Below are 14,762 nucleotides of genomic sequence, written 5' to 3' on the forward strand. Positions count from 1 at the left end.
AGAGAGTACCCTAAAATAGTGAATCCGCTTTCATTGTTAGGGAGAAAAAAACTGCCCACAAATACTTGACTCAATCAACAATACAATTTTAAGTGAAAATTGGAATAGTTTATGAGAAAATAAGATTAGAATAAATGGGACAAAATAACTACTTATGTGGGTTTTTCGCCACGACTGTTATCGTATAAGGTGGGGGGAAGAATGAAAAAGAAAAGGATCAGGCTCATACCGTTTCTCATTTGTGTATTGTTCATCGGTTGTTATTCCACAAGTAAGGTTCACTCGACTACACAACCACCTGGAGTTCACTTTACGATTCAACCTTCCTCTAATGAAATCGTTCTTCCTGAAGATGGAGTGGCTGAAGGAAGGCTTGATATCCAAATTCAACCGGTCGGTATGGCAACGAATGAACAACGAAAGCCTATTGAACTGATTTTTGTTCATGATACGTCAGGTTCGATGGCATACAAGTTTCATGGGGTGAGAAAAGATAAAAGCGCGAAATATGCCTTAGCGGAAGCACTTGAATATTTTGAGAAAAATAGAATCGAAGACGATCAGTTTTGGTTTGTTCCTTTTAACAGTGAGATTACAAACAATAAAAGTGTAAAGATACGTCCGAATCCGAACACGAAAGATCATCCAAATGATTTGCATTTAATTAGTCTTGTGCTAAAGCATTTGGATGATGTTAGTTACGGAGGAACAAACTATTCGCTAGCATTACACACTGCCTTAAATTTGTTTGAACCTTACTCTGAAAAAAGCAAATACATTATTTTTCTAACTGATGGAGAGCCGACAACGCTATATCGTGAAGAAGAAGTGAGTTATGAAAAACGGATTGGATATGGAAACAATAAGAGATATGAGTGGGTTACTGAAACCACAATAGTAGAGTATTACCTTTATGCAGATAACACGGCTTCTCGGTGGGATCCAATACGTGAATGGAAATGGCTGGATTTCAATGAGACAAAACAAATCATTGAACAAGAAGCGAAAAACACCGCTAAAAAACTAGCCCAACATAATGTTACCATGTATAGTATTGCCTTTGCTGAAGAAGGGGATGTAAACTATCAATTACTAGAAGAGATGTCAAATGAAACGGGTGGCTATGCGATTTCAGCGAATCCAGAAAGTTTGTCTTCCTTGTTTAAGGAAATTTCCAATCAATTTGACTCTCCATCTATTAGCGGGGAGGTAACGATTCCACTTGCTGAGTTACAACATCAAGGCGCTTCATTGAAAGAAGTAAATGGGGCATATATCGATGAAAGAGGCGTTGTTCATGTTCCGTTTACATTTAACTTTCCTGTGAACGGTTCACCCCTCCCATCGTTGAAACAAATTTCTTTACCGCTTCAGTTTACACAAGTCGGAGACTTTACGTTTGAAGGTATACATTTAGTTTACACAGACTTGGAAGGAAAACGAGTGGTCGTTGATCATCCACCAGTAACGATTTCAGTAAAAAAAGAGGTGGCACCAACGTTTCATAGTTTTGTAGAAGTACGAAAAAACTCGAGCTATGCTCCTGACCAATTAATAAAGTTTGGAACAAGTCATTCTGATACGAACTCGTTCAAAATTCGGTATACATTGGAACCGGAAGGAGTAATTAGTAAGAGAATGACGGGTGAGCTTACGAACATCCAAATCGTTCAGCCGCTTCCACAGGGAATGGTTTTAAAAGAGGATAAGCTAATAGTTTTAAAAGGAAACGAAATATTACATCAAGCTGAAGTAGTCTTATCAGAGAATAATGGAGAGAAGCAACTAGTCATCACCATTCCACACCCAATTACATATGAAAACGGCGCATTTTCCGTCGATGAACTTGTATTTGAGGTTGTATTGCATGTCGATTATGCGATGAGTTATGTGACGTTACCACGAGCAACATTAACCTATCATGACAGTCGCTTCGGTTATTCTTCATTACATTTAAACACGACTAATCAACAAATTAGTATGAAAATTCGATTAGATGAGTTTGCCAGCTCTGTATTTTACGTAGGAGATCATTTAGGAAATGTTCGCAAAGTAGACGGATTTGAAGGATTGATTTTAGCTGAAGGTAAACGGGTGACTAAGCCGGTGAAAGGGTTAAAATTTTCACAAGGGGGAGTCGGTTTAGAAGTCATTTACTTCGATGATTCGGTTGACCAATGGCGATTTGTACATGATTTTGATATTTTTGATTCATCGACGAGCGAACCGATTAATGAAAACGGATGGGTAGATGGCGATGCATACTTTAAATTAACCGAAGAAGTGGCTGGTGACGATACTTCCTATATGTTCCGAATCATTGCTGATAACGGTTTGATTGATTGGACAGAATTGCAACCAGAGGATATTATCTCTATACCTAAATCATTCTATGGAACGATTCAAGTGTCTGTAAAAGCGTCTAGTGGATTTGTATTAGGTGGAGAGAAAACAGTCACAAAAACGATTCGTAAGTCGAAAATTCAATCAATAGAAGTGCAACCGAACCCGATTGAACTGGATGTGGGGACATCGGTGGAGCTTCATATTCAAACTTCTCCATACGAAGCTAAATGGAACGATTTAAATATTCATGTAGTTAACTCAGATATTGCAATATATCAAAATGAAAATGGTCGTATTGTTGGCTTATCAGAAGGAGAAACCACATTGATTGTTTCTTCAAAAGAAAGAGAAGACATTCAAATAATGGTTCCCATTTATGTGAAGGACCCTATAATCCCTTTAGAGTCAGTTCAATTTAAAAAAGGCAAGTATACGCTGAAAAAAGGTAACAAAATGAACTTGACAGGAGAACTAAAATGGTCACCATCAAATTCAACGAATAAACAGATTACAAACGTCATTACTTCACCGGCAATAATAAACGTATACCAAGATGGAGAGCATTGGTTTGTCGAAGGAGTAGATATAGGGTACGCGACCGTAACAGTCGAAACAAAAGAAGGTCTACAAGCGTCGGCCCTATTTGAAGTGATTCCACACGATTCAAGTGGGGGTAACGATTCATCTACCGAAGGAAAATGGTAAGGAAAAAGGCTAATGCCGAGATGCAGGCATTAGCCTTTTATTATTCGATAAAAACTTCATCTGCGAATAAACTTACATGCTTCACTTGTGGTAAGGCATCAATTCGTTGTAACAACACATCTTTGTTATAAATCACATTAAACCGAGATAAGCGGTTATTTTGCTGACTAATGGTCATCGTTTGAACATTAGTGATATCGTCCACTTCTCCTCTAACGGCATTAATTTCTAAAACATTTTTCGCAAACAAGCCACCGTGAATGTAAAATAATGAACCAACCCCATATAATTCGGCTTTATTCTCTGTATAAAAGAACGCTTTAAGCGGTTTAATCTGGTCATCTAACGGTATACCATCATACAACTCTGGTTCCTGGCTATTTTGAAAGTTAGTAAATTCATTAATACGGGTAATTGTAAGTTTATCTTTTGAAAGTAAGATTAATTGTTTTTCTTGGTTGTTAGAGCCTAAAATATTGACATTTGAAATTTGTGTCTCACCATTCACGTACATAACTGAATCGACGATCATTTGGTCATTTTCTTGGGATGGATCGTTTGCGTCTCCTTTGATTTCTAAATTTCCAAAAGTGACTAACGTTCCATTGACACGAATATCTCCATTTAATGGACGGAAGGCAATTTCATCGCTTGCAAAAAGGTTTCCTTCAATCGTTAAATTGTTTCTACTTTCGATATGAATTTGGCCAGAAGAAACGATGTTTCCGAATATATTGAGTTTACCACCTTCGTTAATGAAATGAACATTACCTGTAGAGATAATATTAGAAAAGTTAATTGGTCCATTACCGATCACCCATACATCTCCATCTACTATTAAATCATCAAATGTCAAAACGCTTTCTATAGTTGAGGAAATGTATAAATCACCAGGGACTTTCAATGGACCTGCGACATCTCTATTGATAAGAAAAAATTGATCGGTCGGTTCTTCTAGTCCAAAAATATCGGCGACAGAACTCCACGAAAGACCTTCCAGTCCAAACTGTTGTTCAATTGCTGTTTGTAACGAAGATGTTATTTCATCGGTAATAGAAAAGGTAATACCGACATCTTCCAACATTTTTTCACCTTGTTGTTTAATCGTTTCATCAAACTGTATAGGAACAAAACGGCTTTCGTGTTTGATCTTAGGCATTTGTTGTTGATAAAATTGGTCTTTCGTTAACGATTGGAATACATCAATCGAATTCGTATAAATATCACCATACACCGATGGGAAAGGGGTGCTTACTTCTTTTTTCATTCCATTGGTCAAATAGTAGTACGCATCCTCTTGAATCGTTAGTTTAGGAGAGTAAATGTTTCCGACAATATGAGGGGAGCCATTTAAATAAAGCTCATTGTTCGTCCCTACCGCATATTTTAAAAAGCTAGGAATGGGAGATAAAAAAAGTCGTTTTCGAATCGTTTTTTTTACATTTCCTTCATGGTTATTCGGATTTTTAGTGACTAGGACGAGCTCGTACACTTTAGTAAAATCTGAATCAATATGAAATGTGGAACGAGCGTTTAAATTTTCTTCCCCACATGCTGATGGTGGTTCTTCTCCGACGTACGTAGCAGTTTCTCCGCTTAAATCGATTACATACATACACTCCATAAATGATTTCTCTTGACTAGCCGTCTCGATAAAATTCTTTATCCATTCGCTTATCTGAGTCGAAAAGGCATTTGCTTGGATCAAGGAAATATCGATTTGATCTAATTGAATAGATAAGTTAGTGACAAATTCATCCACCGCTTTCATCGCATCAAAAGTTACCGATATTTCACTTTCCCGAAGTTCGGTTCGTTTCGCTCCACCAATGGTAGAGGCGATGATCGACATTCCGATCACTGTAAAAACAAGGGTCGTCACTAATACATTTATGAGCGTATTTCCACGTTCATTCAAGGGATCCTATCCTCCTTTCTAAAAGCCGAACTGACTTTCAAGTGTTAAATCATCTTCCGTTTTTGGGTGTCTTACTTCAAAATGAAGTTTAATAATGCCGCTTGTGCACCCGTTTTGTTCTTGTTCGGAGCAGATTAACCCAATCGATGAATTCGTAAAATCAGAGACAGTCGTTAACTCATGATGATTGATATTAAACACTTTTTTATTGCCATCAGAGGAAGTCGTTAACACGATCTTTTCACTTTCAGGAGTTCCCTTTTCAGAAGTTGTTATATCATAAAACTTACTATTTTCTTTTTCGTACTTTTGGACACTCGTTTCTTGGTCATTAATAATTTCTAAACAAGTATCTCCCTCTTGACATAATTGGACACGATCAAAGGGAACGGAGTAGAGCGTATTCATAATCATAGTGGATACGTAGTCAGCGTCTTCGCGCATTTGAGAATCATAGTTTATTTTTTCGTACACTTTATACCCCATCACAAATATCCCGTAAGTGGCGGGGAGTAAAATCATCATAATCGTGATCGTCAATAACAACTCCAGAAGGGTCATTCCATGATTATCGGATATCTTCGCTTTGAATCGTTCCGTCCACATCTGTATGAAATTCATTTCCATTAATTTCCCACCGCACTTCCACTGTAATCGGGATAAAATAATTGACATTTTCTTCCGGATCTGCTTTTTCTGAATAGACGAAAACTTCATAAGGTAAATTATTAATCGTGATCGGTTGACAAAAAGCTGGAATCGTTTCATTTGGGCGAAAATATTTGTACGAATCATTGCAAACGACGACTCGTAAGTATTGGTTTTCAGGTTTGACCTCTCCCGTATTTACTCCTTCGAATTCGTTCCGCATCGCAATAAAGCTTTGCTTTTCCATATACATTAAAACGTTACGAGCCACATTCACTCCGACCGTTTTTTTCTGATTAAGATTCGTAAAATGGTAGCCTTGGATAAAAAATTTTAAGAAGGACAAAAGAATGATAGATAAAATCGTTACCGAGGCTAAAAGCTCTAATAACGTCATTCCATCTTGATTGATGATAGATTTTTTCATTTCATCCCTTCTTTCAAAATATGTAACTTTATTATACAATATTTAGTAGTCAAAATATGGCACCTTTTGTCTATTTTTAGGACTTTTGTTTGAACGGATGGGAGTGAGTAAATGGGTCAATTTATTGGGATAGGCATTTCGCTGATCGTTTTAGTCATTATTTTATTTGTATTACCTTTACCGTTTTCTAATAAAGGAAAATCAATTATTGCTAGCGTTTCTTGTATAATCGCTCTTCTAGGTATATTTGCCCAATCCGTTTATGGGCCATGGCAAATACTCCTCTTCCTTTCAATGTTGGCTTTATTATCGTCGTATTTTTTAGTGAAAAGGTACTCCCCTCTTTTATTTGCTCACGGTTCAAGTAGTACAGAAGAAGACATATGGGAGACCGGTGAAGAAGTTTTGGACGTCGAAAAAAATGAACGTAAGGACCAAAATGAAATAGACGGAATGACATCTACATCTGAATTTGAAACGAATCATGTTGAAGAAAAAGCGGGGTCATCCAGTACGGATTTAAACGATACCTTTGACCACGAATCGAATGTGTTGATTAAAAAAGAGGATGTCATGGACGTTTTAAAAGTGCAATTAGAGGACGAAAGTGATACTCAAACATCAACAAATATGGAAGAATGGTTGGTCCGTGAAGAAAACAATGGGATTGAGCCGATTGAAAAAAAGGAAGTTGAAGAACAAGTTGATGATGTTGTAAGCCGTGTGGAACAATGGATTGCTGAGGAGAATGACGATGTCATTGAACCATTAGGTGAAGATGAACTTTTCAGCGAACAAGACAATGATTTTAGCGATGTCGAAAAATGGATTGCTGAAGAGAATGAATCAATCATTGATAGGATTTATGAAAATGAACAGCTTGATGAAAATCAATTTGACGTGCTCGAACTAGAAAGAACTGAGGACATTGAAGAATTGACGGATTCATTCGGAATGCCAAATAACCAACTTGAAGAGGATATACAAAAGCAAAAATTAGATGAATCCTCAGAACAGCAAGATGTTGAGCTGATAGAAGATTCTATCGAACGTAATCACGAAATGCCAGAGTGGTTGTCTGATGAATCAACATCGAGTGAAAACGATGGAGAAGAAGAGCTTAGTTTACAAGAAACACCGAAAGATGAAATCAAACAAAACTACGAAACTATTAAAAATAAAAACGTAGAAGAGGTACGTTTGGAGGACGAACAAAACAGTAGCACCGCTCTTCAAAAAGAGTTGTTACATACAATGGTCGAACAATTAATTTTATCCAAAAACTTTGTATCTCCAATCGAATACGAACAATTGATTCGCCATCATTTACATCCTTCGTTACACGACCATGAATATTTTCTTTTTGCTCAACTATTAATGGAGCATTATGTAGAAACAGATAATAAACAAGCATTAAAATCATTTATTCAATCGATTGAAAACCGATATGAAGCGTATCCGTTACTGATGAAACAATTGCAAATGATAAAACAACTAACTGAATGACAATAAGATAGGTGTGGTGAAGTAGGATGAAGAAAAGTGTGGAAATCAAAGGATTACCGATTATTTGTCTTTCTGATGGAACTGAATTAGGAAAGGTGAAGTCACTTATTGTGAATCCAGAAAAAGGATCGGTTGATTTTTTAACAGTTGAACACCAAGATTGGCAAGTCAGTGTCAAAGCGATCCCTTTTAAAAAAGTGATTGGAATTGGAGAATATGCCGTAACGGTGGAAAATGAAAGTGCCATTATAGATTTGAATGAAATTCCGATTGCGAACAACCTAGTGAATAAAAATATTCGCGTCATTGATACGAAAGTGATGACCCGAAAAGGACAACTTCTCGGACAAGTAACTGAGTTTTTTGTCAATGACGAAACAGGTGAAATTATTGGATTAGATATGAAATGGGGAGAACGAGAGGCTATTTTACCTGCTTCCTTCGTTTCTACATATGGAAAAGATATCATCATCGTTTCTGAAGAAGCCTCCCAACATGCTGTTGATTCAGCTGACCAGTTAGTTCAAGTGGACGAAGAATCCATTGGTAAGTTACAAGACCTAAATCCATTAGAAGACATTCGTAAAAAACAAGTTGAGTTATTAATAGGAAAAGAGGTAGCGAAAGACCTTTATGATGCCAATGGCCAACTGTTAATTTCCAAAGGGTCCGTTCTAACGAAAGAACAAATAGAGCAGGCACAAGCAGCTGGACCAGTAGTGATGGTCGAGCTCACAATGAATATTAAAGAATAACATTAAGGAGGCGCTGTTAGGGTGCATGCAAGACCCTTTTTATTCACTTTACTTTCTATCGTGATCTGTACCTTCTATTTTTACGCTGCTTCCCGGATTAGCGCCTTTTTTTTCTCAGAAGATGGTGAAGTGTTTGCTGAAAACACATACATCGCTACAGTGGATGTGTCGGGGAAAACGAAAAACGAAGCCATCCTTCTATTACGGCGATCGTGGGAGGAAAGAGAGATTCATATTGAATTATCTTGGTCGGATGAACAAGTAGAAATTGATGGAAAATTTTTTTTTGACCTCAACGTTGAAGAATCGGTTAATCGTTCACAAAGTGGTGAACTTAATTCCCCTATTATAAACGTAAACAGTAAAGAGTTAGCAGACAAGATAGTTGAAAATTTCTTATCAATTAAGAAAGAAAACATTGATTTAGCCAAACTAACGTCTTTTCTTAAAGAGTGGGCTTCTAATTGGAAAAACCATACCGTAAATGTTGATCTTACTAATTTTCAATTGGAAGATCAAAACATCACGGTGCTTAACGAAGTGTTAGCTCCATCCTCTTTCACTACGAAAGGTTTGCAACAACTAGTTGAAGAACATCCGACCATAGAAATAAAAGAACATCAAATTTTTTCCCTATTAAATTGGATCGAAAAAGAACGAATTTCCTATCTTTCTGACAATGATTTAAGTGTACTAGGAACGTATTTGTATGAATTAATTCTCCCGACCAATTTTCAAATCATTGAACGGAATCGTCACCAACAGTTACCTGAATATGCCAAAATTGGTTATGACGTATACGTAAAAGGAAAAGATCAGTATGATTTTTCCTTTTTAAATGGAAATAATGTGGCTTATTCTATTGAATGGTCGATGGTTCAAGGGAACCTATATTTAGTGCTAACTGGATATCCTTTTTCTCATAAATATGAGATCAAAGTAAAAGATTATCAGACGTTTACCCCAAAGACGATTGTTCGTTATCATCCTTTTGTTGAAGACAACAAAGTGAAAGTAATCGAAAAAGGAAAAAACGGTGAATACGCGAAAGTCGTAAGACAAACGTATACTTCAAAAGGGGAATTACTTACCGAAGAAACGATATCGGAAGATTATTATCCACCGATTCATCGGGTCGAGCTTCATCCGATTGACGGTGAAACCACTTCTATGACGAGTGAGAGCGAACAAAACGACAAAAACGAGCTAGAATCGGTCTACGATAATGGGGAAACCATTATTAAATAACCATAAACGGGGGATTCATATGGTTACAACACGGAAACGTTTAGGGGATTTACTCGTTGAATCCGGTTTAATTACAAAGGAACAGCTTGAAGCAACATTAAAAGAAAAAAGCCCTAATCAAAAATTAGGGGATGCTTTATTACAGCGCGGGCACATTACAGAACAACAATTAATTGAAGTGTTGGAGTTTCAATTAGGCATTCCCCATGTGAGTTTATACCGATATCCGTTTGATACGAAGCTATTTAACCTCATTCCCAAAGAAACAGCGAAACGCCATTTAATGATTCCTTTAAAAAAGGAAGAAGACAAATTATTTGTCGCCATGGCCGATCCGATGGACTTTTATGCCATCGAAGATTTGCGTTTATCAACAGGTTTTCAAATTCAACCAGCGATTGCTACAAAAGATGATATCCTCCGTACCATTAATAAATATTACGATGTAGATGATGTGTTTGACGACATTCCTGATGCGTCGAAGGAAGGAGAAGGAATTGAAGAAGAAGCGATCGTAGACCAAGATTCTCCGGTCGTTCGCCTCGTGAACCAATTATTGTCGAATGCGATTGCTCAAAAAGCCAGTGACATTCATATCGATCCCCAAGAATCGAAAGTGGTCATTCGCTATCGAATCGATGGCATTTTACGAACAGAGCGTACTCTGCCGAAACATATGCAAAGCATGTTAGTTGCCCGTATAAAAATTATGGCCAATATGGATATTACGGAATTTCGGATTCCTCAAGATGGGCGCATTAAAACAAACATTGAATTTCGCCCGGTGGACTTACGTGTTTCCACTTTGCCAACGGTATTCGGCGAAAAAGTGGTGATGCGGATTCTTGATTTAAGCAGTGCCTTAAACGATATTGAACAACTTGGTTTCAATTCACTCAATTTAAAACGATTTAAAACGTTAATCGAAAAACCAACCGGAATTATTTTAATTACTGGACCAACAGGTTCTGGTAAATCATCGACGTTATATGCCGCGTTAAATTATTTAAACGATGAAGAGGTAAACATCATTACTATTGAAGATCCTGTCGAATACCAATTAGAAGGGGTCAACCAAATACAAGTCAATCCGAACGTCGGGTTAACGTTTGCGAAAGGATTACGTGCCATTTTACGTCAAGACCCAAATATTATCATGGTCGGAGAAATTCGGGATAAAGAAACCGTTGAAGTCGCGATTCGTGCGTCGCTGACAGGTCATTTAGTGTTAAGTACGATCCATACGAATGACACCATTAGCACCATTACCCGATTAATCGATATGGGTGTTGAGCCGTTTCTCGTCGCAACGTCCATTAGTGGAATCATCGCCCAACGTTTAGTTAGAAAAGTTTGTCGTGACTGTGCCGAAGTCCATCCTCCTTCCAAACGGGAAAAAGAAATGTTTGCACGGCGAGGAATTTCCATTTCGAAGATCGTCCGTGGAAAAGGCTGTGCTTCGTGTAATATGACTGGGTATAAGGGACGAATTGCCATCCATGAAGTACTAATGGTCAATGAAGAAATGAAAAAACTCATTATGAACGGTGAACCATTATCTAAACTTCGCGAAATTGCCATTAAAAACAAAACGATTTTCTTAATAGATGATGGGTTATTAAAAGTGAAGCAAGGTTTGACCACGACAGAAGAAGTATTGCGTGTAGCTGTTATAGAGTAGGTGAGCGTATGAAAGATAAAATTGATTATTTACTTCGTTCAGCGTTTGAATTACAAGCATCCGACATCCATTTAACAGTCGGTTCGGCTCCTGTATTACGAATTCACGGGGAGTTAAAAAGGTACGGACGAACAGTGTTGACGCCGGCTGATACAGAAGGAATGGCTAAAGCGATCATTCCTGAGCATTTGTGGGAGACGTTTAAAGAGGAAGGAGAATTAGACTTTTCGTACGGTATTCCTGGAGTATCACGCTTTCGTGTGAATGTGTTTCACCAGCGCTCCTGTGTTTCCATGGCCATTCGAGTCGTGCCAACGACGATTCCTTCCATTGACGAGTTAAAATTACCACATGTAATTAAACGAATCGCCGAATATCCCCAAGGGCTTGTTCTCGTAACTGGACCGACCGGAAGCGGAAAATCAACAACCTTAGCAGCGATGATTGATTATATGAATCAAACGATGAAAAAGCATATTATCACATTAGAAGACCCGATCGAATATTTACACAAACATGGGAATTGTATTATTGATCAACGAGAAGTCGGCTTTGATACGAAAAATTTTGCCAACGGTTTAAGAAGTGCCCTGCGTCAAGACCCAGATGTGATTCTCGTTGGCGAAATGCGCGATTTAGAGACGATTCAAACAGCTATTACTGCAGCGGAAACGGGGCATTTAGTTTTAGGTACGCTCCATACGTCAAGCGCACCGTCGACGATTGACCGTATTATTGACGTGTTCCCACCACAGCAACAGTCGCAAATTCGAATCCAACTGGCTTCTGTTTTAAAAGCCATTATTTCGCAACGATTATTTCCAACGACAGATAAAAAGGGAAGACGAGCAGCGGTCGAAGTTTTAATTAATTCATCGGCCATTGCCAACTTAATTCGCTCGGAAAAAATTCATCAAATTAAAAACATTATGCAGTCGTCCAAAGCGCAAGGAATGCAATTGATGGAAGGGCATATTCGGGAGCTATATCAGTCCGGAGTCATTTCAAAAGAAGACGCTTTACCATTTTTACAGGAGGCTAACGGGTCGTAATGCCAAGGTATCAATATGAAGGAAGAGATCCACGTGGGAAGAAAAAAGGCGTCATCGTCGCCTCGTCGAAACGGGATGCGTTATTAAAGTTAAGAGAGCAACAAATTCGCGTTACCGAAATAGCGGAAGTTCCAGAAAATATTTGGACGAAGGAAATTGTGATTGGGAGTCCGGTAAAACTCCAACATTTCGTCATCTTTTTGCGACAATTTTCTACTTTGCTGCGCGCAGGGGTAACCGTCGTTGAGGCGACAAACATTTTAGCCGCTCAAACAGAAAGTAAAGCGCTAAAAAAAGCTTTGCTTGAAATGGAGCAAGACGTTCGACAAGGACATCCGTTGTCCGAAGCGTGTGCGAAGCAAAAACGGATTTTTGAACCGTTATTTATTAACATGGTTAAGGCTGGAGAAATGTCTGGTAACCTCGATGATACGCTGGAGCGACTCGGGAACCATTACGAAAAGCAATATCAGATGCGACAAAAAGTGCAATCAGCACTCGCTTATCCCATTATCGTCGGAACGCTAGCGATCGGTGTCGTCCTCTTTCTTCTCGTTGCGGTTGTTCCCACGTTTGTCTCCATGTTTGAAGATTTTGGCGGGGAATTACCGGCCATTACGAAATTTGTTCTAAAGTCCAGTGAAATAATGCAAACATATTGGTACTTGGTACTACTTACGGTTGGAGTTATTACCATTGTTTTTGCTGTTTTAAAAAAGTTTGATCGAACGAGAAGGTATCTAGATTATGTCTTGCTGCGCATTCCTGTGTTTGGTGGGATGTTACAAAAAGCAGCGATTGCCCGAATGACTCGAACGTTAAGCTCGCTTGTCACAAGTTCGGTTCCCATTTTACAAGCGTTAACGATGGTTGAAAAAGTGGTCGGAAACGAAGTCATCGCCAAAGTCATTCGTGATGCACGAAAATCGTTAGAACAAGGAAGTTCATTAACCGTTCCGTTGAAACGCCACTGGGTGTTCCCGCCACTCGTCACACATATGATTGCGATTGGTGAAGAAACGGGATCGCTCGATTTAATGCTCGATAAAGTGGCCGACTTTTATGAAAAAGAAGTAGAAAATACGGCCGAACGGTTAAAATCGTTGATTGAGCCATTGATGATTGTGCTGTTAGCTGGACTTGTCGGGATAATCGTGACTGCTATCATAGTCCCAATGTTTGAAATGTTTAATCAAATACAATATTATTGAAAATTTGACAAAAATTACCCCACTGAAAATAGATTGTACGGTATAATGACTTTAGACTCATAAATATATAGTCGAATAGGAGGAAATGAATGATGATGAGTCAATTGAAAAAACGTTTAAAAGAGCAGCGAGGATTGACCTTAGTAGAACTTTTAGCTGTTATCGTTATTTTAGGGATTATTTCCGCGATTGCCGTGCCGAGTATTGGTGGGCTTATTAACAAGACGAAAGATGATGCGAAAGTTGCCGAAGCGATTCAAATTATTAATGCGGCAAAGTTGTATGTTGCTTCCGAAGATCCTGGGGATAAAACATTAAAATACTCTGATTTACAAAATTACTTAGAAAATGTACATGATGATGGTTTTGAAGTGGTAGTAGATCAAGACGAAACCACTGGGAAATATAGCTACACAATAAAGAATCATAATGCTGTAACTATAGTTAATGGCAGTAGTGCTAAGGAAGCAACTGAAGAGGATCTTCACAATTATTAATCGTTAGAAAAGCAATGAAAATTATATTATTTCTTTACGGCCTCATATTTGGTTCGTTTTTTAACGTCGTTGGGTTACGGGTACCGATGAAGCAGTCGATCGTTCGACCTAGGTCGGCGTGCCCGCATTGTCAGCACGTGTTGACGCCGATGGAGCTGATACCTGTTTTGTCATATGTCATTCAAGGGGGAAAATGTCGTTTTTGTCGCGAACGGATTTCCCCCCTTTATCCATTCATTGAAATGCTAACAGGTTGTTTGTTCGTTTTTGCGTATCTCTATCATGGAATTTCGTTTCAGTTGTTGATTAGTTTATCAATAATCTCGCTACTGATTATTATTACGGTGTCTGATATTCGTTATATGATGATTCCTGACCGAATACTCCTCTTTTTTTTGGGATTGTTTCTTCTTGAGAGAATTTTAATCCCGTTACATCCTTGGTGGGATAGTCTTTTTGGTGCAGTCGTTGGCTTCGGCTTACTTTTATTCATCAGCATCGTGAGCAAAGGTGGAATGGGTGGCGGTGATATTAAGCTATTTGGGGTGTTAGGCCTTCTTTTAGGAACAAAACTCATTTTGCTAACCTTCTTTTTAGCCACCCTCGTCGGAACAGTTGGTGGAGTGATAGGACTGGCCGTCGGAAAAGTGAAGAAGAAACAACCGATGCCGTTTGGTCCATTTATCGGGATAGGTGCCCTTATTAGCTATTTTTATGGACAGGACATTTTACAATGGTATTTTTCATTCTATTAATTTTTTGTTAGAA

Annotated in this window: 12 protein-coding genes; 9 read left to right on the top strand and 3 right to left on the bottom strand. The window is 38.3% G+C overall.

Annotation, left to right across the window (positions count from 1 at the left end):
- Nucleotides 1-201 precede the first annotated feature (201 nt).
- Entirely contained in the window at nt 202-3,051 is a 2,850-nt protein-coding gene (locus tag H0Z31_08565) for a VWA domain-containing protein (protein MBO8177492.1), read from the top strand.
- A 40-nt stretch (nt 3,052-3,091) separates the two neighbouring features.
- Here H0Z31_08565 and H0Z31_08570 read toward each other — a convergent pair whose 3' ends face one another.
- From H0Z31_08570 to H0Z31_08580, 3 genes are read right to left on the bottom strand one after another with little or no spacing between them, the layout of a single operon-like run.
- Nucleotides 3,092-4,969 carry a hypothetical protein gene (locus H0Z31_08570; GenBank protein ID MBO8177493.1) on the bottom strand — a complete coding sequence of 626 codons (1,878 nt, stop codon included), beginning with the start codon at nt 4,967-4,969 and terminating at the stop codon, nt 3,092-3,094.
- Between the two features lie 18 nt (nt 4,970-4,987).
- Nucleotides 4,988-5,596, bottom strand: a complete 609-nt coding sequence (locus H0Z31_08575) for a prepilin-type N-terminal cleavage/methylation domain-containing protein (GenBank protein ID MBO8177494.1) — start codon at nt 5,594-5,596, stop codon at nt 4,988-4,990.
- Nucleotides 5,538-6,044, bottom strand: coding sequence for a type II secretion system protein (locus tag H0Z31_08580; protein ID MBO8177495.1), 507 nt, complete (start codon nt 6,042-6,044; stop codon nt 5,538-5,540). The genes H0Z31_08575 and H0Z31_08580 overlap by 59 nt, the downstream gene beginning before the upstream one ends.
- Nucleotides 6,045-6,155: 111 nt before the next feature.
- On the opposite strand from H0Z31_08580, the gene H0Z31_08585 reads away from it, so the two are divergent.
- The 8 genes from H0Z31_08585 to H0Z31_08620 all read left to right on the top strand — a co-directional run bounded on the left by H0Z31_08585 (nt 6,156) and on the right by H0Z31_08620 (nt 14,749).
- Nucleotides 6,156-7,550 carry a hypothetical protein gene (locus H0Z31_08585; GenBank protein MBO8177496.1) on the top strand — a complete coding sequence of 465 codons (1,395 nt, stop codon included), beginning with the start codon at nt 6,156-6,158 and terminating at the stop codon, nt 7,548-7,550.
- A gap of 26 nt (nt 7,551-7,576) precedes the next feature.
- Nucleotides 7,577-8,305 (top strand): PRC-barrel domain-containing protein, encoded by a 729-nt coding sequence (locus H0Z31_08590; protein MBO8177497.1) that lies wholly within the window; start codon nt 7,577-7,579, stop codon nt 8,303-8,305.
- Between the two features lie 21 nt (nt 8,306-8,326).
- Nucleotides 8,327-9,553: a VanW family protein gene (locus H0Z31_08595; protein MBO8177498.1), complete on the top strand. Its 1,227-nt coding sequence runs from the start codon at nt 8,327-8,329 to the stop codon at nt 9,551-9,553.
- Between the two features lie 19 nt (nt 9,554-9,572).
- Nucleotides 9,573-11,234: a Flp pilus assembly complex ATPase component TadA gene (gene tadA / locus H0Z31_08600; GenBank protein ID MBO8177499.1), complete on the top strand. Its 1,662-nt coding sequence runs from the start codon at nt 9,573-9,575 to the stop codon at nt 11,232-11,234.
- 8 nt (nt 11,235-11,242) lie between these two features.
- Nucleotides 11,243-12,286, top strand: coding sequence for a type IV pilus twitching motility protein PilT (locus tag H0Z31_08605; GenBank protein ID MBO8177500.1), 1,044 nt, complete (start codon nt 11,243-11,245; stop codon nt 12,284-12,286).
- Nucleotides 12,286-13,497 (top strand): type II secretion system F family protein, encoded by a 1,212-nt coding sequence (locus H0Z31_08610; protein MBO8177501.1) that lies wholly within the window; start codon nt 12,286-12,288, stop codon nt 13,495-13,497. The genes H0Z31_08605 and H0Z31_08610 overlap by 1 nt, the downstream gene beginning before the upstream one ends.
- A 92-nt stretch (nt 13,498-13,589) precedes the next feature.
- Nucleotides 13,590-13,994 carry a prepilin-type N-terminal cleavage/methylation domain-containing protein gene (locus tag H0Z31_08615; GenBank protein ID MBO8177502.1) on the top strand — a complete coding sequence of 135 codons (405 nt, stop codon included), beginning with the start codon at nt 13,590-13,592 and terminating at the stop codon, nt 13,992-13,994.
- A gap of 14 nt (nt 13,995-14,008) precedes the next feature.
- The gene (locus H0Z31_08620) at nt 14,009-14,749 is read left to right on the top strand and encodes a prepilin peptidase (GenBank protein ID MBO8177503.1); all 741 of its coding nucleotides are present in this window, start codon (nt 14,009-14,011) and stop codon (nt 14,747-14,749) included.
- Nucleotides 14,750-14,762 lie beyond the last annotated feature (13 nt).

The organism is Bacillus sp. (in: firmicutes), from assembly GCA_017656295.1.
In the GTDB taxonomy this organism is placed as follows: Bacteria; Bacillota; Bacilli; order Bacillales; family JACDOC01; genus JACDOC01.